Annotated in this window: 24 protein-coding genes; 4 read left to right on the plus strand and 20 right to left on the minus strand. The window is 70.3% G+C overall.

The genetic code is table 11. From position 1 onward, the window contains the following. Nucleotides 1-25: 25 nt before the first annotated feature. Entirely contained in the window at nt 26-1,177 is a 1,152-nt protein-coding gene (locus tag AB0M01_RS04815) for a Ca2+-dependent phosphoinositide-specific phospholipase C (RefSeq protein ID WP_363665521.1), read from the plus strand. Nucleotides 1,178-1,180: 3 nt separating this feature from the next. Here the strand turns inward: AB0M01_RS04815 and AB0M01_RS04820 are convergent, their stop codons facing one another. The 11 genes from AB0M01_RS04820 to AB0M01_RS04870 form a co-directional block, all read right to left on the minus strand. Beyond that, nucleotides 1,181-1,828 (minus strand): DUF1707 domain-containing protein, encoded by a 648-nt coding sequence (locus AB0M01_RS04820; protein WP_363665522.1) that lies wholly within the window; start codon nt 1,826-1,828, stop codon nt 1,181-1,183. A 124-nt stretch (nt 1,829-1,952) separates the two neighbouring features. Further along, complete coding sequence (locus tag AB0M01_RS04825) at nt 1,953-4,409, minus strand: hypothetical protein (RefSeq protein ID WP_363665523.1); 2,457 nt, start codon at nt 4,407-4,409, stop codon at nt 1,953-1,955. 96 nt (nt 4,410-4,505) lie between these two features. Further along, a complete protein-coding gene (locus AB0M01_RS04830) occupies nt 4,506-5,765 on the minus strand; it encodes an MFS transporter (protein WP_363665524.1) in 1,260 nt (419 codons plus the stop codon). Next, nucleotides 5,762-6,580 (minus strand): DUF364 domain-containing protein, encoded by an 819-nt coding sequence (locus AB0M01_RS04835; protein WP_363665525.1) that lies wholly within the window; start codon nt 6,578-6,580, stop codon nt 5,762-5,764. Before AB0M01_RS04835 ends, AB0M01_RS04830 begins: the two co-directional genes overlap by 4 nt. Then, nucleotides 6,577-7,332 carry a phytanoyl-CoA dioxygenase family protein gene (locus AB0M01_RS04840; RefSeq protein ID WP_363665526.1) on the minus strand — a complete coding sequence of 252 codons (756 nt, stop codon included), beginning with the start codon at nt 7,330-7,332 and terminating at the stop codon, nt 6,577-6,579. Before AB0M01_RS04840 ends, AB0M01_RS04835 begins: the two co-directional genes overlap by 4 nt. A 10-nt stretch (nt 7,333-7,342) precedes the next feature. Continuing rightward, nucleotides 7,343-8,404, minus strand: coding sequence for a pyridoxal-phosphate dependent enzyme (locus AB0M01_RS04845; protein WP_363665527.1), 1,062 nt, complete (start codon nt 8,402-8,404; stop codon nt 7,343-7,345). Beyond that, on the minus strand, nt 8,401-9,981 hold the full coding sequence (locus AB0M01_RS04850) for an ATP-binding cassette domain-containing protein (RefSeq protein WP_363665528.1): 1,581 nt from the start codon (nt 9,979-9,981) through the stop codon (nt 8,401-8,403). The genes AB0M01_RS04845 and AB0M01_RS04850 overlap by 4 nt, the downstream gene beginning before the upstream one ends. Further along, entirely contained in the window at nt 9,978-10,781 is an 804-nt protein-coding gene (locus AB0M01_RS04855; RefSeq protein ID WP_363665529.1) for an ABC transporter permease subunit, read from the minus strand. The genes AB0M01_RS04850 and AB0M01_RS04855 overlap by 4 nt, the downstream gene beginning before the upstream one ends. Continuing rightward, nucleotides 10,778-11,716 (minus strand): ABC transporter permease, encoded by a 939-nt coding sequence (locus tag AB0M01_RS04860; protein ID WP_363665530.1) that lies wholly within the window; start codon nt 11,714-11,716, stop codon nt 10,778-10,780. The genes AB0M01_RS04855 and AB0M01_RS04860 overlap by 4 nt, the downstream gene beginning before the upstream one ends. Next, on the minus strand, nt 11,717-13,252 hold the full coding sequence (locus AB0M01_RS04865) for an ABC transporter substrate-binding protein (protein WP_363665531.1): 1,536 nt from the start codon (nt 13,250-13,252) through the stop codon (nt 11,717-11,719). A gap of 187 nt (nt 13,253-13,439) precedes the next feature. Beyond that, nucleotides 13,440-14,060, minus strand: coding sequence for a TetR/AcrR family transcriptional regulator (locus AB0M01_RS04870; protein WP_363665532.1), 621 nt, complete (start codon nt 14,058-14,060; stop codon nt 13,440-13,442). 36 nt (nt 14,061-14,096) lie between these two features. Between AB0M01_RS04870 and AB0M01_RS04875 the strand changes: the two genes are divergently transcribed. Then, complete coding sequence (locus tag AB0M01_RS04875) at nt 14,097-15,482, plus strand: serine hydrolase domain-containing protein (protein WP_363665533.1); 1,386 nt, start codon at nt 14,097-14,099, stop codon at nt 15,480-15,482. A 1-nt stretch (nt 15,483) separates the two neighbouring features. On the opposite strand, the gene AB0M01_RS04880 is transcribed toward AB0M01_RS04875, so the two are convergent. The 7 genes from AB0M01_RS04880 to AB0M01_RS04910 form a co-directional block, all read right to left on the minus strand. After that, nucleotides 15,484-16,053, minus strand: a complete 570-nt coding sequence (locus AB0M01_RS04880; protein ID WP_363665534.1) for an NAD(P)H-dependent oxidoreductase — start codon at nt 16,051-16,053, stop codon at nt 15,484-15,486. Between the two features lie 114 nt (nt 16,054-16,167). Further along, nucleotides 16,168-16,665, minus strand: coding sequence for a MarR family winged helix-turn-helix transcriptional regulator (locus AB0M01_RS04885; RefSeq protein WP_363665535.1), 498 nt, complete (start codon nt 16,663-16,665; stop codon nt 16,168-16,170). A gap of 40 nt (nt 16,666-16,705) precedes the next feature. Beyond that, nucleotides 16,706-17,707: a CopD family protein gene (locus AB0M01_RS04890; protein WP_363665536.1), complete on the minus strand. Its 1,002-nt coding sequence runs from the start codon at nt 17,705-17,707 to the stop codon at nt 16,706-16,708. A gap of 22 nt (nt 17,708-17,729) precedes the next feature. Continuing rightward, nucleotides 17,730-18,239, minus strand: coding sequence for a copper resistance CopC family protein (locus tag AB0M01_RS04895; RefSeq protein WP_363665537.1), 510 nt, complete (start codon nt 18,237-18,239; stop codon nt 17,730-17,732). A gap of 2 nt (nt 18,240-18,241) precedes the next feature. After that, nucleotides 18,242-18,925 carry a YcnI family protein gene (locus AB0M01_RS04900; protein WP_363665538.1) on the minus strand — a complete coding sequence of 228 codons (684 nt, stop codon included), beginning with the start codon at nt 18,923-18,925 and terminating at the stop codon, nt 18,242-18,244. Between the two features lie 53 nt (nt 18,926-18,978). Next, a complete protein-coding gene (locus tag AB0M01_RS04905; RefSeq protein WP_363665539.1) occupies nt 18,979-19,476 on the minus strand; it encodes a hypothetical protein in 498 nt (165 codons plus the stop codon). 129 nt (nt 19,477-19,605) lie between these two features. After that, nucleotides 19,606-20,445: an alpha/beta hydrolase gene (locus AB0M01_RS04910; protein WP_363665540.1), complete on the minus strand. Its 840-nt coding sequence runs from the start codon at nt 20,443-20,445 to the stop codon at nt 19,606-19,608. 49 nt (nt 20,446-20,494) lie between these two features. Between AB0M01_RS04910 and AB0M01_RS04915 the strand changes: the two genes are divergently transcribed. After that, nucleotides 20,495-21,325 (plus strand): ROK family protein, encoded by an 831-nt coding sequence (locus AB0M01_RS04915; RefSeq protein WP_363665541.1) that lies wholly within the window; start codon nt 20,495-20,497, stop codon nt 21,323-21,325. Further along, nucleotides 21,326-22,009, plus strand: a complete 684-nt coding sequence (locus AB0M01_RS04920; RefSeq protein ID WP_363665542.1) for a pentapeptide repeat-containing protein — start codon at nt 21,326-21,328, stop codon at nt 22,007-22,009. Here the strand turns inward: AB0M01_RS04920 and AB0M01_RS04925 are convergent. After that, the gene (locus tag AB0M01_RS04925; RefSeq protein WP_363665543.1) at nt 21,997-25,506 is read right to left on the minus strand and encodes a discoidin domain-containing protein; all 3,510 of its coding nucleotides are present in this window, start codon (nt 25,504-25,506) and stop codon (nt 21,997-21,999) included. The two genes, AB0M01_RS04920 and AB0M01_RS04925, sit on opposite strands and share 13 nt — an antisense overlap. Nucleotides 25,507-25,576: 70 nt before the next feature. Beyond that, complete coding sequence (locus AB0M01_RS04930; RefSeq protein WP_363665544.1) at nt 25,577-26,299, minus strand: hypothetical protein; 723 nt, start codon at nt 26,297-26,299, stop codon at nt 25,577-25,579. Nucleotides 26,300-26,405: the final 106 nt, after the last annotated feature.

Below are 26,405 nucleotides of genomic sequence, written 5' to 3' on the forward strand. Positions count from 1 at the left end.
CGGCCGGGTCCCCCAGGTTGTATCGGTGAACAATTCAAAACTCAACGTTCGTCTGCTGAGTGCCGGGGTGCTGGTCGCGGCCGTGCTGGCTGCGGTGCCGGCGACGGCCAACGCCGGGCACGACCCGGTGCGGATGAACCAGGTGCAGGTCATCGGCACCCACAACAGCTTCCACACCGAGATCACCGATGCCGAGAAGCTGATCCGGGAGCAGGCCAAGCCGGGCTCCGGGACGGGCGGCGAGGAGTACTCGCACGCGCCGATCGCGCAGCAGCTCGAGGAGCAGCACGTCCGGTCGGTCGAGCTGGACCTGATGCTGGACAACCCGACCGGGGGCCGGTTCACCAACCCGTTGCTGCGGCAGCTCAGTGGTGAGGGCGCGTGGCACCCGGAGGTGATGGACAAGCCGGGCATCAAGGTGATGCACGAGGAGGACGTCGACTACCGGTCGACCTGCCTGACCTTCGTCGACTGCCTGCAGCAGGTGAAGGCCTGGTCGGACAAGCACCGCGACGCCGTACCGATCACCATTCTGCTGCAGTTCGACCAGGGCAACGGGCCGGCTTTCCCCGGGCACACGACGCAGCCGTTGCTGCCGTGGACGAAGGACGCGTTCGCTGCCGCCGAGAAGGAGGTGCTGTCGGTCTTCCCGCGGAGCCGGATCATCACCCCGGACGACCTGCGGCACCGCAACCTGACGCTGCACGACTCGGTGCAGAAGTACGGCTGGCCGACGCTGAAGGAGTCCCGCGGCAAGGTGCTGTTCGGGATGGACAACCTGCGCAACGAGTTCCTGTCGGTCAGCGAGCCGAGCCTGAACGGCCGGCTGTTCTTCACCAACGCCCAGGACGACGCGAACGCACCCGACGCCGCGTTCATGATCCGCGACGAGGCGCCGCAGCTGCACGACCTGATCCAGAGCCTGGTCAAGCAGAACTTCCTGATCCGCAGCCGCGCCGACTCCCCCAACGTCGAGGCGAAGTCCGGCGACACCACCCGCCGCGAGGCGGCCCTGACCAGCGGCGCCCAGGTCGTCAGCACCGACTACCCGGGGCCGGGCATGTCAGCGCGCTTCGGCACGGGTTACTACGCCGAGCTGCCGACGGGCAACGCCGTACGCTGCAACCCGGTCAACGCTCCCCGAGGCTGCAAGGACGCAGACCTCGAAAAACACTGACAGCTACTTCTTCTTCTTCGGTTTGAAGACCTTCGCCCCGACCCCGCCGAACAGTGCCAGCCCCTTGAGCACCACCACCGGCGCGGTCGGGTCGATCTCTTCCTGACCGCCGGAGACGCCGTACCCGCCCATGATCCCGAAGCCCTGGTTCCGGATCTCGACGCCCTGCGGTACGACGATGTCGATCCCGCCGAAGATCGCGAACGCGTAGACCGTCACCTCGCGGCCCTCGAAGATCGCGTTGCTCATGTCGAGGTCGCAGCCGCCGAACATCGCCAGCACGTTGGTCCGCCGCCGCACCCGCCAGCGGCCCTTGCGCTCGCTGCCGCCGAAGATCCCGACCACCAGCTCGAAGCTGTCCTCGGGATTGGCCGGCGCCTCGATCGGCACCCGCCCGGTGGCCGGCGCGGGCACCGGCATCGCGGCGGCCGGGCGGAACGGCTGGCCCGGGATCGCCAGGTCGACGGTGATCGGCTCGAGCTCGCCCAGGGTGCGCGCGTTCAGCGTCTGCTCGAGCCGCTCCGCGTGCTCGTCCTGCGACAGCCGCCCGCTCATCAGCGCGTCCCGCAGCACCTCGACGACCTGGTCACGATCGGTGTCGGACGCCCGCAGGTGCGCGTGCGGGTTCTGGCGCTCGGGCAGGTTCTCCATAACGCCGAACGATATCCCGCACTCCGGCCACCGGGAACGCGAAAATCCGTCTCCCAGGGTCCCCGGGACGAACCCCAGGGACCCGCTCCGGGGATCCCCTGAACCCGCTCAGCGTGCGGCGGGCTCACCGACCAGCCGCCGCAGCTCCGCGAGCTGTTCCGGCGCCCCGGTCAACGCGTCGACGAGCGGTCGCAGAGCGGGATCGTTCAGCTCCGGACAGTCCGCCGCACCGACCAGCGCGAGCAACCGCGACAGCTCGTACGTCGTACCGACGCCTCCGGCTTCGAGGCGCTCCCGCCACTGCGGTGTCAACGCCGGTACGGCGGACAGCGGCTCGTTGAAGTGGTGCGTGGCCAGCGAGTAGCAGACCTTCCAGGGTTGGGAGTCCGCAGCGATCGACGCGGCGAGCTGCTGCTGCCGGGGTGCGCTCCTCGGGGTCGAACGGAAACGTGTCGGTGTACAGCCCGTTGAGCAGGTCCGTGGTCCACTCGCTGCTCTCCTCGAGCAGGTACATCCGGTAGCTGTAGTCGACGAACGCGTTCGGCGCCTTGGAGTTGCCGCGCAGCCACACCTCGCTGCCGACCTGGACGCCGTCGCCACTCGTCGTCGACCAGCTCGACTCCAGCGCGAGCTTCACCCCGGCGCCGACCTCGGCCTCACCCTTCAGGTCGAGCAGCTCCGCCTCCACGCCCGCCGAGACCAGCGTGCTGAGCTCGAAGCTGAAGCCGTGCTTGGTGGTCGCCGAGCTCGTCGTCCCGAACGTCGCGACCGTCTTGGTGTCGTAGCCCCACGAGCCGGTCAGGTAACCGGTGCCGCGGCCGAGGTCGATGATCGAGCGCCGTTCCAGCGCCTGGTGCTCGTCATCGCTGAGCACGTAGCTGGACAGCATGCCGGGCACCGGCCGGTGCGCCGGGTTCATCAGGTACGGCACGGAGATCACCGACACATTGGTCGGCTCGATCTGCAGCACGGCGACCGAGCCCTCCGGCGAGCTGCCGTCGGCCGAGCGGTAGCTGTACTCGTAGCCGGTCCAGTCGGCGTTCTGGAAGACCAGCACACCGGCCGGCTGTACGGCGTACGGGTGCAGCTCGGACCCGTCGCCCTCGATCTCGGCGCCGGCACTGATCGTCGCGACCGCCTGCGTGCTCTCGATCTTCGTGTACGCCCCCTTGTACGCCGCCTGCAGCGAGGCCTCGATCTTCAGCCAGGCCTTGACCTCGAACAGCTTCCACAGCCCGACCCCCGCGGTGCCCTTGACCGAGGTCTTCGCGACCAGCCCAGCCGACCAGGTCAGGTCCATCCCGGTCGCGCGGGTCCGCGTCCCGGCGTACGTCGTGAGCGCGTAGCCGGGGCCGTTGAAGTACTTCAGCGGGTCGTAGTGGTCGGCCATGTTCAGGTTCTCGTTGGGGATCGGCGGCGGGCCCTCGATGATCCCGAGCAGCAGCTGCTTGCCGGGCACCCGCGGCCGCGCGGTCCGGGTCAGCGTCAGCCAGGTCCGGGTGTCGTGGACCTCGCCGATCCTGCCGTTCCCGTTGTAGTACAGGACTCCGGCGTGCAGCGGCACGACCAGGTCCTCCAGCTCGGGGTTGACCGGGCTGGGCGTACTGGTCGGCCGGCCCGCGCCGACGATCACGCGGAACGCGTTGCCGCCGTACCGGACGTGCTTGGAGCGGCCCTTGCTCATCTGGTCGATGATGCCGAGCGGGTCGGCGGCGCCGGTGCCCTTGGTCCAGTCGTCGCGCGGGACCGGCGGCTTCGCGGTCGGCGAGCCGACCAGCCGGACCGCCGTGTTCGTGTACCAGTTCGCCGTACCGGAGTGGTCGATGAAGTAGAGCAGCGCGGAGTTGTCCGGCAGGGCCTGTACGGCGGGGAACCTGATCGCGCTGCCGGTCCAGCGCTGCGGGTGCTCGGACAGGCGGCCGATCTGCAGCCCGTCGCCGATCGGCGCGGTCCAGCAGCCGAGCCGCCAGGTCGAGCCGTCCTTGCGCTTGGCAATGATCACCAGGGCCGGGCCGTCGGGGCCGAGCACGACGTCGCAGCTCACCTCGCAGTCGTTCTCGTCGAGGCTGCCGTCGCCGGAGTCCTTCGACAGCGGCAGCGGGACGGTCCGGAGCGTGGTGCCCTCCATCCAGGTGGCCTGGTCGAGCGCCGCCCACGGGATGGTGACGATCTGCAGGCTCGTCTTCTGGTGGGGTGTCGCGCCGACCAGCACGACGCCGTCGGTCAGGCCGACCGCCCCGAAGGTCTTCATCACCTGCAGCGGACCGGCCCCGGTCTCCAGCTGCCGGACGACGAGGACGCCGGAGCCGCCGTCCGGGATCTGGTCGACGCCGTACCAGAGGTTGTCCGAGCGAGGCTGGCGGTAGAAGACGTGCCGGAGCTGGTCGAGCCCCTCGGCCCGGTTCAGCACGACCTGAACCGGGCGGTCGGAGTCCGGGGACGCGGCCGACGTGGTCAGCTTGGTCCGGACACCGTCACCGGTGCCGTCGGCGTGGTAGCGCCACAGGCAGCCTTCGCCGCAGATGTAGGCGTAGACGGCCTCGTCCGGCATCGTGACCGCGCTGACGTTGGCGACCGGCATCGGTCTCACCACTTTCCGTGATCGGAATTTCACAGTAAGTAGCGCAATCGCCGAATGTCACTACTGGTGATCGCCGGCTTCGGAGCGTATAAGGGGTCAGGCCTGGCTGCGGACCCGCAGCGCGAGCAGCAGAGCCAGGAGGGTGATCGTCGCGAAGGCGGCCGCCGTACCGGGGTAGCCGGCCAGGCCGAGGCCGAGGCCGCCGATCGCGGCGCCGAGGAAGGTGCCCAGCGACATGCCGGCCGCGTTGACGCTGAGGGCCGAGCCGCGCAGGTCGCCACTGCGGCGGACCAGCAAGGTGGTGACACAGGCGGCGACGGTGGCGTGGCTGGCGCCCATCAGGGCGGTCAGGACGAGAGTGGTGGGCAGGGTCGGCGAGAAATAGAACGCGCCGACGCTGAGCAGCGCGACCGCGACCCCGGCGACCAGCAGCTTGTCGGGAGTCAGCCGATTGTTGTCCTGGGCAAGGAATCGGCCGGCGAACAGGTTGCCGAGGAAGAACGACGCGCCGCTCAGCGACCAGACCAGTGCGAACCAGCCGGGCTCGAGGGAGAACTTCTCGTCGTAGAAGGCGGCGAGGTAGGCCAGGTAGCCCATGAATGCAGCGGTGCGCAGCATCGCGACGGCGAGCAGCGGGACACCGCCGGGGATGCGGGCCAGCGCCCGGTACGTCGCCAGGTAGCTCATCCGGACGGCACCGTCGCCACGCAGCGGCGCCTTGCGCCCCCGGCCGCGCCAGAAGAACGCGGCGGACAGCGCGAGCGAGATCACCGCGGCGGCGACCAGGTTGCCGCGCCAGCCCCAGACGATCCCCGGTACGGCGAGCACCGGCGCCGCGAGCATCGCCATCATCGACGTGGTCGCCGAGACCAGCGTCGCGGCGCGGCCCGCGGCCGCCGGGGAGCTGAACCGGTCAGCCGCGGCGGCGCCGATCGAGGGCCCGAGGATCGACGTCGAGGCGCCGATCAGCAGGCAGAACGCGGCCAGTGCGAACACGTTGCCGACGGCACCGAGCAGCGCCGAGAGACCCAGCAGCGCAAGGCCGCCGGCCGCGACCAGCTCGCGCGGGAAGCGGTCGATCAGCGGCGCGAGCGCGAAGCCGACCACGAGCGCCGCCAGGCCACCGAGCCCCCGCAAGCCGCCGATCTCGGCGACGCTGCCGCCGGCCGCGTCCGCGATCGGCACCAGGTACATGCCGAAGACGGTGAACGGGATCAGGCTGACCGTCGAGGCAAGCAGGAAAGGCCACAACCGCCGCGCCATTCGGAGGTCGCCCGGGACCGCCTCGGTGCCTGCTGGGTGGTGGGCGTCGATCGTGGTCGAGGGCGCAGCGGGGTTTCTGCTGTCGGTGCTCACGTACGGGATCCGTCCTGGAGGTGGTAGCGGTACAGGCTCGACGGGCGGGAGCTGAACTGGGAGAAGGGGAAGGGCTCGGCGGACACCGCGGTGACGCCGGAGCCGAGGAAGGCGCGGGCGACCGCGCTCCCGGTCTGAGCATAGACCGCCAGCGGCTTCGCTTGCTCACGGCAACGGTCGACGAGGACGTCGAAACTCCCGTTGCTCAACGTCATTCCGGTCGCGACGACCGCGTCGGCGGCGTCCAGAACCTGCGTCATGTCGCGGGAAACCGGCAGACCGGAGGCGGTCTCGCGGAGGTTGAAGTCGCACGGCAAACAGATGCCACCTCGTGACGTGATCGCGTCGACGAGCGGGTTCACGACCCCGATCAGCGCGACCTTCGCGCCGGGGGCGACATCGAGCAGCCCGGCGACTGCCGCGTCGCGCGCCCGGGCGCGGACGTCCGGCGTACCGGCCGGGAGGACGATCTCCTCGGCGCCGGCCGCGGTGTGGTGCGGCTCGACCGACGCGAGGTAGGCGTCCAGCGCGGCGATCCGGACCGGCAGCGGCGCGTCCTTCAGCAGGTCCTCCAGCGAGACCCCCGACGTGTCCGCGCAGTACGACGGATCGAGCTCGCCCTCCTCGAAGGCGCAGGCCCCGAAGACCTCACCGACGCGCAGCAGCACGTAGTAGTTCTTGTACGTGACGTCGGCGCCCGGCAGCCGCGTCGTGTTGTGCAGCCAGAACGCGCTGGTCACCGACACGTCGGCGGGAGCAGGCCCCCGCTCACCGGCGAGGACGGAGTCGACGAGGGCAGGGACGGAAGCGATCACGGGAGATCGGCCAGCCTTTCGGGGTCGTACGTCAGGGCGGACAACTCTGGGCGACCGGAAGGCTGGAAGCAGAACAGCAGCGACCGGCGGTCGGTCGGCGTCCGGTTCGGCGCCGACCGGTGCACCATCAGCCCGGGGAACATCAGCACCGACCCGGCCGGCGCCTCGATCGTCACCGTCTCCGACACCACAGCGCGTGGATCCACCAGGAGACCCGTCGGGTCGTCCGGATCCCGCGGCGCCGGACCGCCCAGCTGACTGCCCGGGACCAGCGTCATCGCGCCGTTGGCGACGGTGTTGTCGTCGAGCATCACGATCGCCGTCCCGATGTCGTACGCGGCCGCGCCCGCGCAGCAGTACCAGTACGGGAAGTCCTGGTGCCAGGCGAACTCCGACCCGACGCCGGCCCGCTTGAAGTTGAGCTTGGCCACGAACGGCCCGAGCGTGGATGCCCCCAGCAACGAGCCCATCGGCGTGGTCAGCCGCGGATCGGTCCAGAGCGCGTCGATCACCGGTGACATCCCGGAGACCGGCGCCAGCGAGCGGACCGCCTTGCCCGGGGCGTCCGGCTCCCAGTGGATCGTCGTGCCGTCGATCTCCTCCAGCCGGTGCCCGTCCGGCCAGACCGTCACCGCCGTCTCACCGGCCTCGGCCGCCGACACGACGCGCGCGTGCACCTGCTCGACCGCGTCCCGCAGCCGGCCGACCTCGGTTGCCGTGAACAACTGCGGCAGCAGCACATACCCCGACATGACCACCAGGCTAATGCGACGGAGTCGCAGAGGGAAACTGCTCGCGCTGCGTCCAGGCCGATTCGCGCCGGTCCCAGGACATCGCCGACCAGGGCACCGCGAGCTGTTCCAGCGAGTCGATCTCGCGCGGCCGCATGGTGTCCATCGGCTTCGCCTCGGCATGCCGGGAAAAAGCGGACTCGACGTACCGGGTGCCGGTGTCGGCGGCCAGGAAGACGTGCTGGCGGCTGCTGTCGCAGTTGTGTTCCCACAGTGCGGACAGGTACGCCGCGCCCGCGGACAGCCCGGCGAACACCCCGGAGGTCCGGAGCAGGTCGACCGCGGCCGACATCGCGTAGTCGAAGGAGACCCAGTGCAGCCGGTCGTACAGCTCGTGCCGGACGTTGCGGAACTCGATCGAGCTGCCGATCCCGGCGATGATCATCTCCGGGTCCTGGGTGTGCCCGGCGCCGAACGTGATGCTGCCGAACGGCTGCACGCCGACCAGGTTCACGTCCCGCCCACGGTCGCGCAGGTACGCCGCGATCGCGCCGGTCGACGCGCCGGTCCCGACGCCGCCGACCAGGCACAGCGGCCCGGCCGGGGCGACCTGGTCGACCAGGTCGGCGACCGCGCCGTACCCGAGGTAGTGGATGTCGTCGTGGTACTGCTGCATCCAGTGGTACGTCGGGTTGTCGCGCAGGATCTCGGCGATCCGGCGGACCCGCAGGTTCTGGTCCAGCTGCAGGTTGTTCGACGACGGCACCTGCTCGACGGTGGCGCCGAGGATCTCGAGCTGGATCTTCAGCGTCCGGTCGACGGTGGTGGAGCCGACGATGTGGCACTTCATCCCGTACCGGTGGCAGGCCAGCGCGAGCGCGTGCGCGTAGATCCCACTGGAGCTGTCGATCAGCGTGTCCCCCGGCCGGACCGCGCCGGTCTCCAGCAGGTGCCGGACGGCGCCGAGCGCCGAGTAGACCTTCATCGTCTCGAACCGCAGGCAGATCAGGTCGTCGCCCACGCGGATCGGGTCCGGGTCCTTGATCGCCTCCGCCAGGTGGGCGTGCAGCCGGGCTGGGCCAGGGATCGTCACTGCGGGGTACTCCTCGTGTCAGTACTAGTGGTCAGTACAGGCGGAGGCGGATCTTGTCCGACCCGGGCAGCCCTCACCAGCCGCCGGGTCACCTCGTTGGACGGTTGGTACATCACGGCGGCCGGTGGGCCCTGCTCGACGATGCGGCCGGCGTCGATCACCAGCACGTCGTCGGCGACGGCGGCGACCAGGCCGAGGTCGTGGCTGATCCAGACCAGCGCGGTCCCCTCGGCCTTGAGCTCCTGCAGCAGCTCGACGACGAGCGCGGTCCCGTGCTCGTCGAGCGCGGTGGTGATCTCGTCGCAGATCAGTACGTCGGGCTTCGCGAGCAGCGCGCGAGCCAGCGCGGCCCGCTGCAGCTCACCGCCGGACAACCGGCTCGGCGGTCGACCGGCGACCATCGCCGACACCCCGAGCCGGGCCAGTACGGCGACCGCCGCGTCGCGCGCCTCCAGGGGCCGGAAGCCGCGGAGCCGCTGCGCGGTCCGGGCGACCTGGTCGAGCACCGGGCGCCGTTCGTCGAACGACCCGCGAACCTCCTGCCACACGTACTGGACGCGGCGGTTCTGCTCGGCCGAGCGCTTCCGCAGGACGGGAAGGGTGGCCCCGTCGAGCGTGATCTCCCCGGCGTACCGCTCGTGCAGGCCGGCCAGGCAGCGCGCGAGCGTGGTCTTGCCGCTCCCGGACCGCCCGACCACACCGACACAGGCTCCGGGCAGCACGCTGAGGTCGACCTCTCGCAGGATCTCTTCCCGCCCACGCACCCGCGCGGACAGCTTCGTTGCCTGGAGCAACGGATCGGCGGTGTGGATGGTTCCCCGCCCGACCGGGAGCTCCGGCGCGTCGGGCAGGACGTCGTGATCGCCGGCGGCGATCACCTGCCCGGCGTCCAGGACGACGACGTGGTGGGCGAGCGCGCGGACCAGGTCGAGATCGTGACTGAGCAGCAGGATCCCGAGCCCCTCTCCGGCCAGCTCGCGCAGCTCGTTGACCAGCTGCAACCGCGTGATCGAGTCGAGTCCGGTGCTCGGCTCGTCGAGGACGAGTACGCGCGGGCGGCAGGTCAGCGCCTGCGCCAGCGCGATCCGCTGGCGCTGGCCGCCGGAGAACTGGTGTGGGAAGCGGCGCAGAGTCTTGCGGTCCTGGGGCAGCTGGGCCGCGCGGAGTGCTTCCGGTACGACGTCCTGGCCTGGGTGGTGCAGCTTCTGCAGCTCGTGGAGCCCGGCGCCGATCCGGCGGGCGGGGTTCAGCGCGCTGCCGGGGTGTTGCGGCATGTACGCCACCACCCGGCCGCGCACCAGCCCCGCGGCCGCGGTCGGGCCGTTGCTGTCGACAACCACTCTCCCGGCGACCTCGACCAGGCCGGACAGGTGCACGCGATCGCCGTGCTCGCCGAGCAGGGCGAGGGCTGACGTCGTCTTGCCGGAGCCGGAAGCCCCCACCAGAGCGGTGACCTGCCCGGCATGGACCTCGAAGTCCACCTGGTCGACGAGGATCGAGGTGCCGACCGTCGCGCCCAGCCCGCGCACGCGCACCAGCGGCTGAGCACCGCCCAGCGGCGAGGACCCGGCGCTCATCGCGCCACCTCGGCCATCCGGCGCGTCCGGTGGACGAGCCGATCGGCCAGCAGGTTGAAGCCGAGCGTGAACGCGACCAGCAGCAGCGCAGGCGCCAGCACCGCCCAGGGCTGCAGCAGCAGCCCCTCCCGGTTACGGCTGACGCTGACCGCCCAGTCCGGCGCGGTCGGGCTCAGCCCGAGCCCGAGGAAGTTCACCGACGCGACCAGGAACACGGCCAGCGTGATCCGCGTCCCGACGTCCGCGGCGACCGGCCCGAGGACCGCGCGCCCGACGTACCCGAGGTGGATGCCGAACCAGCTCTCCCGCTGCATCCGCAGCGCCTCGACGACCGGCCCACTCGCCGCGTCCAACGCAGCTGCACGCACCAGCCGCGCGACGGTCGGCACGTTGACAGCCGCCACGGCCAGCGTGATCGCGAGCGCCGAAGCCCGCCAGCCGACCGCGACCACGCTGATCACCAGCAGAGACGGCAGCGGCAGCAGCACGTCCAGCGGCCGGATCAGCAGCTCATCCAACCAGCGATGCCGCGTCGAGGCCGCGACGAGCCCGATCAGCCCACCGACCAGGTAGGCGACAGCGACCGCACCGATCGCCATCCCGAGCGCTGTTCGTCCACCGACCAGCAACAGCTGCAACACATCGCGGCCGAGCCCATCCGTCCCCAGCGGATGCCCGGCGCTCTGCTCGTACGGCAGCCCCGGCGGCGGATCCATGGGGATCAGCGGGCCGAAAGCGGCCACCAGCAACGGGATCAGGACCAGCAGCAGCGAGACTGCGACCGGCGTACGGGCTCTCATCGCAGCAGCTCCGTCCGCGGGACCAGCCGGTTGCAGACGAGATCCGCCCCCAGGTTGATCACCAGCGCGGCCACCGCGAGCACCAGCGTCAGCCCCTGGACGACGGGCAGGTCCCGCGTCTCCACACCGTCCACCAGCGCCGTCGCGAAACCAGGGATCGCGAAGATCGCCTCGACGACCAGCACCCCACCGAGCAACGTGTCCCCGGTCCGGGCCAGCTCCTGCACACCAGGCACCGCGGCGTTCGGCAGGACGTGCCGCAGCAGCAACCGCCGCCGCGGTACCCCGAGCCGCCGAGCCTGTACGACGTACTCGGCGTGCAACGCGTTGATCGTCCCCGCCCGCACCTGCCGCGACAGCAGGCAGACCGTCCGCCCCAGCAGCACGCCGACCGGCAGCACCAGCAGCACCGGGCTGGCCAGCAGGTCTCCACCGACCCACGTCGCCGGCAGCCACCCGAGCTTCAGCGAGAACACCGCCACCAGCACCACCGCGATCACGAAGTCCGGGATCGCGCTCAGCGCCAGCGTGATCGAGGTGATCGTCCGGTCCAGCCGGCCGTTCTCGCGCGTTCCCATCAAGATGCCGAGGGCAACAGCCACCGGTACGACGACCGCCAGCGTCGCCACCGTCAGCACCAGCGTCGCGCCGACCGAGGCCTTCACGATGTCGAGCACCGGCCCGCCACTGATCAGCGACGTCCCGAGATCACCGCTGAGCACGTTCCCGACCCAGGTCGCGAACCGCTCGATCGCGGGCTGGTCGAGCCCGAGCTGCGCCCGCAGCGACGCCACCTGCTCCGGCGTCAGCGTCTCGGTGAACCGCATGTCCGCCGCGTCACCGGGCAACAGCGAGGTCAGCACGAAGACCAGCACCGACAGCACGGCGAGCTGGAGCACCGCGAGGGCCGCCCGTTGCGCCGCGTAGGCCCGCATTCAGGCCAGCCACACCTTGTCGAACCGGCCCTGGTCCAGCGTGTTCGGCGGCACCGCCTGCACCCCCTGGACCTTCGACGACACCGCGACCAGGTAGTCCGGGTGGCCCCAGGCCAGTATTCCGCCCTCGTCGCGCAGCGTCTTCTGCAGTTCGGCGTACTTGGCCGCGCGGGCGGTCTCGTCGGTCAGCACCTGGGCCGCCGCGAACGCCGCGTCGAACTCGGGCCGCCGCCAGTGCGTCACGTTGAACGGCGACTTCGACAGCAGCCGGTCGGTGACGTACTGCGGGATCGGCATCGCGCCGGAGCGGTGGCTGCCGATCACGCCCTTGGTCAGCAGGTCCTTCTGGTACGTCTGGGTGCTGCCGGTGGTCACCTTCAGCTTCACCCCGGCCTCACCGGCCTGCTCGGCCAGCAGCGTCGCGGCCTCGACGAACCCGGCCGAGGCGTCGGCGGTGAAGATCTCGATCTCCTTGTTCACCAGGCCGGCCTTCTTCAGCAGCGCCTTCGCCTCGTCGAGGTTCCGCTCGCGCTGCGGCAGGCCGTCCGGGTAGTACTGGTAGCCCTTGCCGAACAGGTCGTTTCCGACCACACCGCGCCCGGCCAGTACGACGTCCACCAGCCGCTGCCGGTCGACGAGCAGCTTGAACGCCATCCGGACGTCGGGGTTGTCGAACGGCGCCTGGTCGGTCTTCATCACGAACGCGTGCATCGTGCTGCCCTTGGCGGCGACGATCCGCACCGTCCGGCCGGCCTCGGCGGTCCGCGCGAAGGTCGCGGTCATGTCGTTCGCGTACTCCGCCTGCCCGCCCTGCAGCGCGTTCGCGCGGGCTTCGGCATCGGCGGACAGGATCTGCAGCTCGTCGATCCGCGCGGCACCGTCCCAGTAGTCGGCGTACCGCTTGGCGACCAGCGAGCGCCCGGCCTCGAACGAGACGTAGGTGAACGCGCCGGTGCCCATCGGCTTGGTCGGGTCCTTGAACCCGTCCGGCACGATCTGCGTCCCGATCCCGGCCAGCAGCGCGGGAAACTCGGCGTTCGGCGCGGTCAGCGTCAGCTCCACGGTCCGCTTGTCGACGGCCCGGCAGCGCTTCAGATCCAGGGTCGCGAGCGACGACTGGGCGACCCGTTCGGGCACCGACGGGTCGGCCATCCGGGCCAAGCTGTAGAGCACGTCCTCGGTGGTCAGCGACTTCCCGTTGTGCCAGGTCGCGTCCCGCAGCGTGAACCGCCAGGTCGCGGCCTGCGCGTCCGGCTCCCACTTCTCCGCCAGCCGCGGCACCGGCTTCAGGTCCGGCCCGAGCTCGACCAGCTTCTCGTAGATCGCCTTGTGCCGCGCGATGTCCACGAACAGGCTCTGCACGTGCGGGTCGAGCACCTCCTTGGCGCCGCCGCCGGCGTACACGGCCCGCAGCCGCCCACCCTGCTGCGGCTGCGCGGCAGCCGAGCCCCCGTCACTCCCACAACCGGCGATCGCGGCCAGCCCCAGTCCCCCGGCCAGCCCCAGGAACCCACGTCTGTTCAGCGCTTCGGACATCAGTTTTCCCTCACGGTGCGATGGGTCCGGCGAGTTCCCCCCGCCGACGTCGATCGATCCTGCCGTTAATGAAAATCGTTGTCAAATTCAGCGCGCATCTGAACGAAACTCATTCTTGACGGCCGACCAGCCCTTCGCTGCCCGTGACGGCGTGTCACTGCTCGGCTACCTCGAATACTGGCAGTGACTACCGATCGAAGTGCCGGCACCGCCCGGTGAACACCAGCCCGAGCACCGGCCGCAGCACGGCGTCCGCCTCGCTCTCAGCAGCCGGCAGGGCGAGTGTCGCGGCGTAGCCCAGCGCGGTCGCCAGGATCATCGTCGCGGCCACCGCAGCGTCGACCCCGGCCGCGACTTCACCGCATTCCTTGCCGTTCTCGATCGCCGTCGCCACCCGCGCATGCAACGAGACCGCAGCCTCCTGCGCCACCTGCTCCAAGGCCCGATCGGTCAGCGCCTCGGTCACCAGACTCTGCTGTACGCCGTACTCGACCCGGCGTCGCTCGTCGAGCGGCAGCAGCTCGAGCAGCCCGTCGAACAGCATCGCCGAGATCGGCCGCCCGGCCGCCTCACCGTCGGCGATCCGCGCCTCGACCCGCTCGAAGATCGACCGCAGCCCCTCCTGGTACGCGAACAGCAGCAGCTCGTCCCGGTTGGCGAAGTAGTGCTGGATCAGCCCGACCGACACTCCGGCCTCGGCGGCGACGCGGACGAACGACGTCTTCCGCAGCCCTTCGTCGGCGACCAGTTTCCGGAAGGCGGCAGCGATGGTCCGGCGGCGTTCGTCATGGTCCGCGACACGAGGCACGGTGACGACAATACAGGCATATGGTTATATAAAAGTATGCGCGTATTGCTAACTGCCCTGACCCTGTTCGCGAGCCTCACGGCCGATCCGGGCGATCGCCTGGACCAGCACGTGCGGGAACGGATGGACGCGACCGGCGTCCCCGGTGTCGCGTACGCCGTGGTCAGCGCGAAGGGGGTCGTGCACAGCGGCACCCTCGACACCGACGGCGATGGCGAGCCGGTCACCACGACCACGCCGTTCCTCTGGGGCTCGGTCTCGAAGCCGGTCGCCGCGACCCTGACGACGACCTTGGTGAAGTCCGGCGACCTGAAGCTGGACGAGCCAGTGGTCAGCTACCTGCCGGCGTTCCGCCTGAAGACACCAGGTGCCGAGCGGATCACCGTTCGGCACCTGCTCAACCAGACCAGCGGGATCCCGACCTCACTCGAACTCACCGACCAGTTCGGCACCGGCCGCCGGGCGCTCGACACGATCCCGGACTTCGCTTCGATCGGCGCGGTCAGCGAACCAGGCGCCGAGCACCACTACTCGAGCCTCAACTACCTCGCACTCTCAGCCGTGATCGAGCAGATCACCGGCAAGCCGTACGCCGACGTACTGCGGACCCGGCTGCTCGATCCGCTCGGCATGAAGGGCGCGATCACCGCACCGAGCGACAAACTGCCGCCCGGACACCGCTACCTCTTCGGTCGGCCGAAGAGCTTCGACTCGCCGTACGATCCGGCCGGCGTGGGCTACGGCTACCTCGGCGGGACGCTGCAGGACGCGATCGCGTTCGCGCAGGCCCAGCTCGGCGCGGCGCCGACGGTGCTGGACCCGGACCTGCTGGCCGCCGCGCAGCGCGGCGAGGTCGAGACCGGCGAGGGGATTCAGTACGGGCTCGGCTGGCGGCGCTGGTCATCGAAGAGCTTCGGCGTCGAGTCGGAGCAGCCGGTGGTCTGGCACGGCGGCGCCGTGGCCGGCTACCAGGCCGCGATCATGCTGTTGCCGTCGCAGGACCGGGCGGTCGTCGTACTGCAGAACGCGTACGGCGTCTTCCAGGAGCAGCAGCTGCTGGACACGGCCTTCGGACTCACGACCCTGCTGGCCGGGGGCGAACCGAAGCCGAGCACGACCGGCATCGGCTACCCCGCGGCGCTGGCCGGGCTGACGGCCCTGGCCTTGGTGCTGCTGGTGCTACTCGTCCGCAGCATCCGACGGCCGGGCCGCCCGCGCAGACTGTGGCTTTCACTGCTCACACTGGGCGGACTCGGCGTTGTCTTCGGGTGGGTCCTGCCGCGGACCCTGGGTCTCGAGCGACGTCAGTTCGTGCTCTGGGCGCCAGACCTGGCCTGGCTGGTGAACACGATCCTGGCGCTCGTCGTACTGCTCGCTGTGACGCAGGTCGTGCGCACTGCTCGCTCGAGACCCTCGCGGTAGGTCAGGCGGCGGCCGGCTGGCGCAGGTGGGCCAGCGCACCGCTCCACTCGACGACCTGGTCGAGCACGGTCTGGACCTCGGCGACGTGGTACTCGGCCGGGGCGAACTCGCTGTAGTTCTTGAAGTCGGTGGCCAGTGACAGGGCGACCTGGGCGCGGACGTCGGCGACGCGGAGCTCGCCCATCACCAGGCGCAGGTGCTCGACGGCGCGGGCGCCGCCGACCGAGCCGTAGCTCACGAAACCGGCGGCCTTGTGGTTCCACTCGGCGAACAGGAAGTCGATGGCGTTCTTCAGCGCGCCCGAGGTGGAGTGGTTGTACTCCGGGGTGACGAAGACGAAGCCGTCGAAGGAGGCGATCTTCTCCGCCCAGGCCAGCGTGTGCGGCTGGCTGTACTGGCCCATCGCCGGCGGCATGGCCTCGTCCAGGTGCGGCAGCTTGTAGTCGGCGATGTCGACCAGCTCGTACTCGGCGTCCGAGCGCTGCTTGGCGATGTCGAGCACCCACTCGGCGACGGCCGCGCCGTTGCGGCCGGGGCGGGTGCTGCCGAGGATGATCGCGATCTTGGGCATGTCAGTCCTTCGAGAAGCGGGGGTGGTTTGGTGATGCATCACCAAAAATAGCAAATCGAGATGACATGTCAACCTAACGGTCGGAAGAGGGCCCAGAACCGGGTCGGCGCGGGGTCAGGAGTCGCTGTCGGACGACGGACCGGTGCTGCAGAGATCGCGCGTCGGCAGACCGCTCAGGACGCGGTCGAGCAGGACCGCGAGCAGGTCCTGCTCCTCGCGGCTGAGCTTGTCGAACAGGTACGTCCGGACGGCGTCGACGTGGTCCGGGGCGGCGGCCTCGATCGCGGCGCGGCCGGCCGGGGTGATCCGGACCATCGAGCCACGGGCGTCGGACGGGCACTCCTCGCGGACCACCAGGCCGCGCTTCTCCATCCGGCTGACCTGGTGCGACAGGCGGCTGCGCTCCCAGCCGACCGACCGGCCGAGCTCGCGGGTCCGGAGCAGGCCGTCCTCGGCCGAGGACAGCGGGTGCAGGAGGGCGTAGTCGGCCGCGGAGACCCCGCCGTTCGCGGTCATCCGGGCTTCGAGAGCGGCGGTCAGCTCCCGGTAGGAGTCACGGTACGACTGCCACAGCTGCGCCTCACGCGCATCGAGCCACTGCACCTCAGCCATCTACCAAGCATACGGGCTGGTTGACGGATCACCGATCTCTTCACGGGGTCCGGGAGAGCGCGACCGCGAGCCCGACCGTCCCGGCCATCACCACGAGCTCGACCGCGACGAGCCGGTAGAACAGCGCCGGACGGTCCGCCAGCGCGGGCAGCGTCGCCTGCCGGTGCCGCCACCCGATGGCCACCAGTACGGCGAACGCGACCGCCTTGGCGAACACCAGCGCGCCGTACCCGGTGGTGACCCACTGGGTGATCAGCCCCCAGCCGTCCTCGCGGCCGCCGAGGTGGATCTCGGCGGTGAGCAGGCCGGTGACGCCGATCGTGATCGCGCAGACCAGCGCGAGGTAGCTGAAGTACTCGATCGCCGTCCGCTCGCGGGTGTAGCGGATCAGGGCGCCGAGGCCACCGATCCACGCGGTCGCCGCGAAGACGTGCATGACCAGCGAGGCGGTCGCGAGTACGCTCCAGAACGCCGTCCGCTCGATCGCGCCGTGGCCGGTCAGCAACGGACCGGCGATCGCCAGCGCGATCAGCACCAGACTCACGCGCGCGGTGCGCACGGTGCGGCATCCGCTCAGCACCACAGCCAGTACGGCGGTCAGCGCGACCGCAACAGCCAACGCCCGAACCTGGTCGAGCTGCCCCGCCGCCGCGGCCTCCTCAGCCAGATGCGACAACGGCAGCCCGAGGATGACCGACGCGGTCACCACCAACCCGCCGATGCTCGCCACGGCCCAGACCCCTGCGGCAACGGCAGCGTCCTGGACAGCCTTGAGCCCTTGCGCACCGAGCTTTCCATCCCCTTCGGGCTTCAGCAGCAGCACCGCCGCGAGCACCGCGCCCCCGCAGACGATCGCAGCACCATCGGCGAGCAGCCGCAGTACCGGCACCGCCCACGACACCGGCAGACTCGCGCCGTGCAGCCCCGCCGGCAACGGCTTCGGAGCACCTCCGGCGGCCAGCAGCGCGACGATGCAGACAACGATGCCCGAGGCAACTACTCCGGCGACGACCGGGCGCCTCGGCAGGACCGGGGCGCTCATCGGACCGGACGCTTCGGCAGCGTCATGCGGCCGGGCGGCGGCGGACGATGACGATCGCCAGCGCGACCACGACCAGCATCACCAGCGCCATCGCGACGATCGTGACCACGTTGGAGTTGTCGTCGGGCGGCGCGGCCGCGGGCGTGACCGGGGAGTTCGGGTCGTGACCGGCGTGGCTGACCGTGAACGCGCCGGTGACCGTGATCGGGTGCCCGTCGGCCGACACGATCCGGGCATCGACCTGGTACCGGCCGGTCTCGATCATCGCGCCGACCGGCTGCGTGACGGTGTTGTCGATCACCTGGATGTCGCCGAGCGCGACGTTCACGCCGGTCGGCGACTTCACCTGCAGCTGCGCGCCGGTGCTGCCGACCGGTTCGTTGAAGGTCAGCACCACCTGCGTCGGCGGCACCGCCATCGTGGTCCCGTCGGCCGGCGTCATCGAGTCGAGCTTGGCGTGCGCCGCCGCCGTACCGGTGGAGGACACCAGTACGACGAGCGACGCGGCCAGGACGGCGAGGACTTTGCGCACGGTCAGTTGGCCTTGCCGGGACGGCGTACGGCGAGCCCGAGCGCGATCAGCCCGAGCAGCAGACCCGCGCCGCCGAGCGACCGGGCCAGCACGTCCGAACCCGAGGCGTCGTCGCCATCGCCGGTGTCCGCCGCCACCGGAGTGATCGCGGCCGCCAGCTTCAGCGACGGCGCCGGGTGCTCGGGCTTGTCGGAGTCGCCCTTCGCGATCTCGGCCCACTTCACCACCTCGCCGTCGCTGTAGGTCTGCTCGGCGGGGAAGCTGAGCGAGTCGACGCCTTCGGGGATCCGCCCGACCGACAGCGCGAACTCGTCGAAGTCGTTCGCCGGTACGCCGGCACCGGTCGACGTCCAGGTCACGGTGGTGATCGCCTTGGTCAGCGTCACGTCGCCGATCTTCACCGGCGCGGGCAGCGTCTCGGTGGTCTTGACCACCTTCCAGCCGTCCTTCACCTGCGCCCCGACCGACGCGAACGGGTGGTCCTTCGGCAGCGAGACCACCAGCTTCGTCGTACTGGCGGTGTCGGACTCGGTCGGGACCCGGAACACCAGCTTGGCGTAGCCGCCCGGCTTGGCGTCCGGCGACGAGACCGTGACGTGGGCCGAGGCGGAGGTCGCCGCACCGGCCAGGACGAGCGCGGAGGCCGCGGAGATCGCGGCGGCGCGCAGGGCAACTCTTCGGAACATGGGTGAGCCTTTCGCGGACGCACGGGAGCCGGTCCCGCGCGGGCGCGACCGGTTCAGGACGGAACGGGGACTGCCCGTCCGCGCGGTGGTCCGCGCCGCGAGACGCTCGAGGTGAGCCAGTGCTGCCCGTACGCCGGTGCAGCTCGTACGACGCCAGGTGCACGCTTCAAGCCTGGGATCGAGACGACTGTCGCGGGCAGCGCCGGGACCAGCCGCGCGACGATCCGGCGTACGCGGGTCACCCACTGGTGGGTCCGGTCGATCAGGCCGACGCCGACGAGCAGGACGACCAGGTGCGCCGTCGCCATCGTCAGCGAACCGGCGGCGCCGCCGCTGTGCATCATGTGGTGCGCCGAGTCGAGCGAGAAGTGCACGACGAGCTGGATCGCGGCCAGGACGACGATCGCGAGCTCCTGCCGCCCCGCGAGGTGGTCGCCGAGCAGCCAGCACGCTGCCGCGAGCGCGAGCAGCTGCGGCAGGGCGGTCACCATGACCTCACCACCGGCGATGGCATGGCCGAGCACCGCGACGCCGACGCTCAGCGTCAGCACCGCGGACGTGGCTGTCCTCGCGGCGTGCAAAACGGGTCACTTCCTGGCATGGGCGGGGGCGGCCGTGGACCGCCGTCTCCATGGTTCCACAGGCGCGCCCCGCTGTGACCGGGGGTGGCGCGTCCTGGGTCAGTGGGCCGCGGTGAACTTCCGGACCGCCTGCTGGAACGCCGCCGGCTCCTCCAGGTGCCCGAAGTGGCCGCTCTGCTCGAGCACCACCAGCTCCGAGCCGGGGATGCCGTCGTGCAGCTGCCGGGCGAACTCGATCCCGCAGATGAAGTCCGCGACGCCCGCGATGATCAGCACCGGCACCGAGATCTCGCCGAGCCGGTCCCGGACGTCCCACTCCGAGGGCCGGCGGTTCGGGTCAACGGTGAGGTCCAGCGTCGGGAGCCAGTCGGCGAGGCTGTCCTCCATCGCCGGGTAGTCCTTGAAGTAGACCGGCAGCAGGCGACTGAGGTTGTCGAAGTGGCGCTCCTTGGTGTCCGGCAGGTCGTCGTCCTCCTGCCAGGCCTGCAGCACCTGCTGGGCGAGCGCGTCGTTGTTCCGGGCGGCGACGTACTCGTCGATCTTGCGGCTCGCGGCCTCGTGCAGCTCCGGGCCGTTGAACGCCATGCTGTCGTAGACGATCACGCCGGCCAGGTGCTCGGGGTGGTCGAGCGCGATCTGCTGCGCGACGAAACCGCCGTGCGAGTGACCGAGGAAGTACGCCTTGTCGACACCGAGGTGCTGGATCAGGCGGTCGGAGTACTCGGCGTACCGCTCCATGCTGTAGTCGCCGTCGGGCTGCAGGTCTGAGTGGCCGGTGCCGACCGGCTCGACGTACACCATCGTCAGGTGCTGCTCCAGCTCGGGCATCCGCAGGTACTCGTAGTGGATGCCGGGGCCGCCGGGATGAACCAGGCAGACCGGGCCGCTGCCGGCCACGTGGTAGGCGAGCGTGATCCCGTCGACCTCGAAGGTTTCCATGTCCACCAGTGTGCCTCGCGGTCGCAGGCGATCGGCGATGATGGGGGTCATGAGCAACGATGCGGGCATCGCGGTGCTGGAGGTCGGCGGAAGCCACGTGACCGCGGCGGTGGTGGTTCCAGGCGGGTGGACGGTCGAATCGGTCCGCCGGACGCCGCTGGACTCTAAGACCTCGGCGGACCGGATCGTGGCACAACTTGGCCAGGCTGCCGCCCAGTTGCCGTTGGCAAACGGCCTCGCGCTCGCGCTGCCCGGGCCGTTCGACTACGCGACCGGTGTCGCCTGGTACCGCGGGGTGGAGAAGTTCGACTCGCTGTACGGCCACGATCTGGGCAAGTCCCTGCGCGAGCTGCTCGACCTCGACCGCGTCGTCTTCGTGAACGACGCCGAGGCCTTCGCCGTCGGCGAGTGGACGGCCGGCACGCTGCAGGGCCTGTCGCGCTGCGCCGGCGTCACCATCGGCACCGGAATCGGCACCGCCTTCCTCGCCGACGGCCGCGTCGTCCGCACCGGCGACAGCGTCCCACCCGGCGGCGAGCTCTACCGCACCACGTTCCGCGGCAAACCGCTGGAGGACTGGATCTCCGCCCGGGCCATCCTCGCGGCGTACGGTTCCGCACCGGGCGTGAAGGAGATCGCCGACGCGGCCCGCGCGGGCGAGGCCCGCGCGCTGGAGGTGCTGGTCGACGCGTTCACTTGTCTTGCTGAGGCTCTGACCCCGTGGCTCGACCGCTTCGAGGTCACCCGCGTCGTACTCGGCGGCTCGATCTCGGGGGCTTTCGACCTGGTGCGCGACGTGTTCGACTTCGACGTCACGGTCACCGAGGACACCGAGCACGCAGCGATCATCGGCACGGCTGCGGTCGGGTACGGTGCCTGAGTGCCGCCACAGAAGATCGCCACACCCCGCCTTCGTTCCGACCTCGACCGGCAGGCTCCTGCCGTCGACGAGATCGAGGACGAGGACCGGTTGCTGGATCTGGAGCTCGAGGACGTGGAGCTGCGGGGACTGGCAGCCGAGCACCTGGAGATCAGCGGCTGCCGGTTGACGCGGTGTGATCTCGGCGGCTCCGAGCTGGAGAAGGCGGTGCTCGTCGATCTCGTGCTCGACCACTGCGACCTGGCCAACGCCCGCTGGTCGGACGCATCAGCGAGCCGGGTCGCGATCAGCTCGTCGCGGCTGACCGGGTTCGCGGGCCCGGCGCTGAACCTGCAGCACGTGACCGTGCGGGACTGCGTGCTCGACTTCAGCTCGTTCCGGTTCGCGAAGTTCGTCCGGACCGAGTTCACCGACTGCCGGCTGCAGAGTGCCGACTTCGTCTCCGCAGACCTGTCCGGCACCGTCTTCCGGCACTGTGACCTGACCGGCGCCGAGTTCTCCCAGGTGAAGGCCAACGGCGCGGTCTTCGTCGACTGCACCTGGGAAGGAGCCCGCGGCATCGCGAGCCTCGGCGGCGCGACGATCGCGAACTCCTCCCCGATCGACGCGCTCGCCGTGACTCTGGCGATGGCCTCGGCCCTCGGGATCACCCTCGGCGACCCCGACGACTTTCAGCCGTTGTAGGGATCGACCAGCAGCTTCAGCGTCCCGCCCGCCTTCGCGGTGACGGTCACCGTCCGCGATTCGCCCGGCAGCAACCAGAAGTAGTTGTCGCTGTAGAGCGCCGGCAGCACCCGTTCGTTGTTCCGGTCGCGCAGTGAGAGCCGGATCAGCGGCGCGACGGTCTTCCCGTCGTTCCGGATCACCGCGGTGAGTTTGCCCTTGCCCGCGGTCGTTCTCACGTTCAGCCGCGCTCTGCCCAACGTGTTCAGCTGCTGTACGTCGGACGCTGCGCGGTAACGCCAGTACGTGTTCTCCGACAGGACCTTGCCCCGGGCATCCGTCAGCTTCAGCCGCAGCAGGTGCAACGCCGGCAACTCGTCGCCGAAGGCAACCACGAACGAGTCAGCCTTGCCCGAGGTCCCAACCTCGAGCGCCTGCTGCTGTACCCCGAGCCGCTTCCCCTGCAGATCGAACAACTCCGCTGTGACCAACGCATCCAAGGCGACCGTCGTGTGGTTGATCGCGGCAACCTTCCAGTCCGGCAGACTCGCCTGGACGTGGATCGCCTCGCACCCCTTCCGGGCCCCGTAGTAGCTCCCGTTCACGTCGAGGTCGTAGTCGTACGTCTGCCACACCGTGCTGTGCCACGCAGGATGCGACATCCACAGCAACAACGCCGACGCATCGTCCCACAGATGCGCGTTCCAGGCCTCGAACATCGCCCGCATGTTCTCGTAGTTCACCAGCTGTGCCTTGCGGGTGAACTCCTCCAGCCCGCTCGACGACCCGAGCCGCTCGTCGATCGCGCCCAGGTAGGTCTCCGGCCGCTGGTTCCCATGCGTGGACCAGTCGTGGTGGTACCACGGCGTCCCGATCGGCCAGCCCTCGTCGCCGTCGCCGACCAGGTTCCGCATCGACTCGACGACCGGGATCGTCGGCATCCCGATCTCGGTGTGGAAGCCGAAGTTGAACGTGTCGTAGGTGTTCGCGTCGAAGTACTTGGCCGGGTCGACCCAGTAGTACGGCCCGTGCCCGGACACGAATCCGGCCGCCGAGTCCGGCAGGTAGAGGATCTCGTCGTCCTCCTCCCGGACGGCGGCGCTGAGTCCGGCCTCGATCCCGGCCGGCGGGTGCTGCTCGTTGGCGCCGCACCAGATCACGATGCTCGGGTGCGTCCGGTACCGGACGATGGTGTCGCGCGCGATCTCGACGTAGCCGGGCAGGTCGTCGGAGAACTCGCCGGCCTCCCAGAAGTCGTTCCAGACCAGGATCCCGTTCTCGTCGCAGGCGGCGTAGAACTCCTCGCGAGTGCTGGAGCCGATCCAGTTCCGGATCATCGTGAAGTTCATGTCCCGGTGCAGGCCGACCAGCTCGCGCATCCGTTCCGGCGTGACGCGGCGGAGCAGTTCGTCGTACCCCCAGTTGCCGCCGCGGCAGAAGATCTGGACGCCGTTCACGCTGATCTTCAACGGGATCGGCGCGTTGCTGACCTCCTGCACATCGGTCCACTCGTCCCCGTCATCAGAGACCTGTACGACGAACAGCGACGCGTACGCCGTCTCCCAGAGCAGCTCGAGCCGGTCGAACGCCTTGGCCGCGCCGAGATCGACCTGGATCCACTGGTCATCGGTGTACTGCGACGCCCAGCGGCTGCGGTCGTTGCCGTCGATCGCGTTCGGCGCCGGGCTGCCGTCGTCGGACGAGGCGGTCGCCGTACCGGCCCTGGCCAGGTCCTCGCCGTCGCCGTTCTTGATCGCGAGCGTCCAGAGCGAGTAGCCCCAGCCGGTCGCGCGACGTCGGCCCTGGATGCGGACGAACCGCTTCGTCTGCTGCGGGAGCTGCACGGTCTGCGGCGCGGAGTTGGTCGCCGGGTCGACCTTGATCGGCAGGTCGTAGCTGTAGCCGAACTCGCGGATGCCGAAGGTGGTCTTCCGGGTGTCGCTGGTCCGGCCGCCGATCGCGACGGTGGTGGTCAGCGTGTGCAGCGCCGGGTCGCCGTAGCCGTTCGGCCACCACAGCTTGGGGTTCTGCACCGTGACGGAGTCGAAGGCGACTTGCGTGCTCTCGCCGCCCTTCAGGGTGACGGTCTTCGTCAGCGTCGTACCGTCGAAGGCGGCCTTCACGTTGACGGTCCGGTCTGCTGCTGCCGCGTTCCGTAGCGGCACGGTGATGGCGACGGTTGCTTTCGCGCGCTCCGGGACCTTGGTCACGACGCGCGCGTCACCGAGTACGACGTCACCCGTCGACCGCAGCCGCACATGGTTCCAGATCCCGGCCGCCCGGTCGCGGACCGCGGGCATCCAGTCCCAGCCGGACGCCGACAGCAGCGTCGGCGAGTCCTGCCAGAGCTTGCCGGACTGGACGAACGCCTGCCCGGCGTCGCCCTTGTCGCCCGGCTGACCCGGGTGCGGCATCGGCGTGATCCGGACCGCCAGCGCGTTCTTCGCCTTCAGGTTCACCTCGAACGCGGCCCGCGCGAACGGCGACTTCACCGTGCCGACCTGGACGCCGTTGAGCCACGCGTCGGCCTGGTGGTTGATCCCGTCGAACTCCAGCCAGATCCGGCGGTCGGCGCTGACGTCCAGCCCCTTCGGCAGGTCGAACGCCCGCCGGTACCACCAGCTGTGCCGGCTGAGCGCCTCCGGGATCTCCAGGTTGTTCATGCCCTCCACCGGGTCGGGGAAGTGCCCCTGCTCGACCAGCGTGGCCAGCACCGTGCCCGGTACGACGGCCGGCAGCCAGCTGGACGTGTCCTGCCCGGTGCTGCTCAGCGTGGCGCCGTCCTGGGTGGCGGCGAAGTCGTCCATGGTCAGCGACCAGCCGGATTCCAGCGGAACGGTGCCGTCGGGCTCTGCCTTCAGCGCGGGCGGTGTGCCGTGGTGGGTGCCCCAGGAGGTCCAGCCGGTCGCCGGGGGACGACTGCTGGAGGCGGTGCCGTACACCTGGAACCCGTTGAGGCCGAGCGGGTTGGCGTTGGCCTGCTTGGTTCCGGTCAGCCGGACGTAGCGAGCGTTGACCGGCGTGGTCAGCGCGACCTGCACCTGGCCACCCGGGCTGTTAGTCGCCTGGTGGACCGTGCGCCACGTCGTACCGTCGGTTGAGGTGTCGACGCGGAAGTCCAGCGCGGAGCTGGAGAGGACCTCGTGGCCCTGCGTCTGCCCGTACGGGTTGCCGCCGGACAGGTCGAAGGCAGGGTCACCAGCCTTGCCTTCGAAGGTCAGCGTGACCGCCTCCACCCGGCAGCGCGCCTGGAGGTCGACGACGATCCACTGCGGGTCGGCGCTCGCTGCACGCCAGCCGGAGCCCTGGACGCCGGTGTGCGCCAGCCCGTCGACGGCGAACTGGGCCGGCGTCGCGGCGTACGCGGTCGAGGAGACCTTCACCGGACGGTTGAGGGCCAGGTCGATGCGCGCTGCCGTGCTCGCGGCCAGCGCTTGCTCCGGCAGGACCGACCCGACCGAGATGCTCGCGAGCACCCCTCCGGTTCCGGCCATGAATGTTCTACGTGACAGCGTCATACGTCGCTCCCAGGGCGGTGGGGGTTACTTGAGGATCTCAAGTATGTCCTGCTCCCGGGCGCTGTCCAGATTAATTCGTAAGAATTATCGGCCGGCCCCACGTGTCGTCGGCGTCGTCGGCGGTCGCGCGCAGCTCCTCCGCACACTCCCCCGCCGGTACGGCGACCGTGAACTCGCCGCGCTCGGCGTCGGTCCCGGTCTTCGCGAGCTCCGACCAGTTCTCGCCACACCGCTTCTCGACGGTCACGCCGACGCCGCCGTACGGGACCAGGCCCTTGTCGTCCGGCGAGTACTTCAGGACGACGTACGTCGACTCGACCCCGCCGTCCTCCTGGGGGATGCTCGCCACCGGCTGGATGTCGGTCCCGAGCCGGATGTCCATGTCCACCGGCTGCGCCTCGACCCCCTGCGGGCCGCGCCAGGTCCGCCGGCCGAGCGGGTCCCCGTCGTACACGTGCACCTTGGCCAGGTCGGACTCGACGAACTCGACCCCGTCCAGGTGCTGACTGCCCTGCCAGCTCTCCCACATCCCCGCCGCGGGACACGTCGACTTCGCCATCAGGAACGCCGCCGGCGTGAACACATGCCCCTTCACCAGCCCCGACGCTTCCCTGGTCACCATCAACGGCGGCTCCTCACCGCTCCCCCGCCCAGCCTCCGGCGGCGCCCCTTCGAGCAGCAGCTCGCACCCCTTGGCCTCGGCCCGGTCCTGCACCGCGTTCCCGTGCCCCGCCGCGACCCCCGCCATCGCGAACGCCACCACGAACAGCCCCGCCGCCACGCGCTGCCTCACGCCACTCACCTCCACGCGCCCACCCGACGAGCTAACCCTGGCACACGCCACCCCCAACCAGAACCGGCCCCCGCAGCAACATGGCCGTTCCCCACTCCCGCGCTCC

It is taken from the genome of Kribbella sp. NPDC051770 (assembly GCF_040681455.1).
Taxonomy (GTDB): domain Bacteria; phylum Actinomycetota; class Actinomycetes; order Propionibacteriales; family Kribbellaceae; genus Kribbella.

Excerpts from the sequence above, each read along its gene's own strand:
- AB0M01_RS04820 (WP_363665522.1), bottom strand. The coding sequence starts at position 1,828 with ATGGAGAACCTGCCCGAGCGCCAGAACCCGCACGCGCACCTGCGGGCG.
- AB0M01_RS04825 (WP_363665523.1), bottom strand. The coding sequence starts at position 4,409 with ATGCCGGTCGCCAACGTCAGCGCGGTCACGATGCCGGACGAGGCCGTC.
- AB0M01_RS04840 (WP_363665526.1), bottom strand. The coding sequence starts at position 7,332 with ATGTCGGGGTATGTGCTGCTGCCGCAGTTGTTCACGGCAACCGAGGTC.
- AB0M01_RS04850 (WP_363665528.1), bottom strand. The coding sequence starts at position 9,981 with ATGAGCGCCGGGTCCTCGCCGCTGGGCGGTGCTCAGCCGCTGGTGCGC.
- AB0M01_RS04855 (WP_363665529.1), bottom strand. The coding sequence starts at position 10,781 with ATGAGAGCCCGTACGCCGGTCGCAGTCTCGCTGCTGCTGGTCCTGATC.
- AB0M01_RS04860 (WP_363665530.1), bottom strand. The coding sequence starts at position 11,716 with ATGCGGGCCTACGCGGCGCAACGGGCGGCCCTCGCGGTGCTCCAGCTC.
- AB0M01_RS04865 (WP_363665531.1), bottom strand. The coding sequence starts at position 13,252 with ATGTCCGAAGCGCTGAACAGACGTGGGTTCCTGGGGCTGGCCGGGGGA.
- AB0M01_RS04875 (WP_363665533.1), top strand. The coding sequence starts at position 14,097 with ATGCGCGTATTGCTAACTGCCCTGACCCTGTTCGCGAGCCTCACGGCC.
- AB0M01_RS04880 (WP_363665534.1), bottom strand. The coding sequence starts at position 16,053 with ATGCCCAAGATCGCGATCATCCTCGGCAGCACCCGCCCCGGCCGCAAC.
- AB0M01_RS04885 (WP_363665535.1), bottom strand. The coding sequence starts at position 16,665 with ATGGCTGAGGTGCAGTGGCTCGATGCGCGTGAGGCGCAGCTGTGGCAG.
- AB0M01_RS04890 (WP_363665536.1), bottom strand. The coding sequence starts at position 17,707 with ATGAGCGCCCCGGTCCTGCCGAGGCGCCCGGTCGTCGCCGGAGTAGTT.
- AB0M01_RS04900 (WP_363665538.1), bottom strand. The coding sequence starts at position 18,925 with ATGTTCCGAAGAGTTGCCCTGCGCGCCGCCGCGATCTCCGCGGCCTCC.
- AB0M01_RS04910 (WP_363665540.1), bottom strand. The coding sequence starts at position 20,445 with ATGGAAACCTTCGAGGTCGACGGGATCACGCTCGCCTACCACGTGGCC.
- AB0M01_RS04915 (WP_363665541.1), top strand. The coding sequence starts at position 20,495 with ATGAGCAACGATGCGGGCATCGCGGTGCTGGAGGTCGGCGGAAGCCAC.
- AB0M01_RS04925 (WP_363665543.1), bottom strand. The coding sequence starts at position 25,506 with ATGACGCTGTCACGTAGAACATTCATGGCCGGAACCGGAGGGGTGCTC.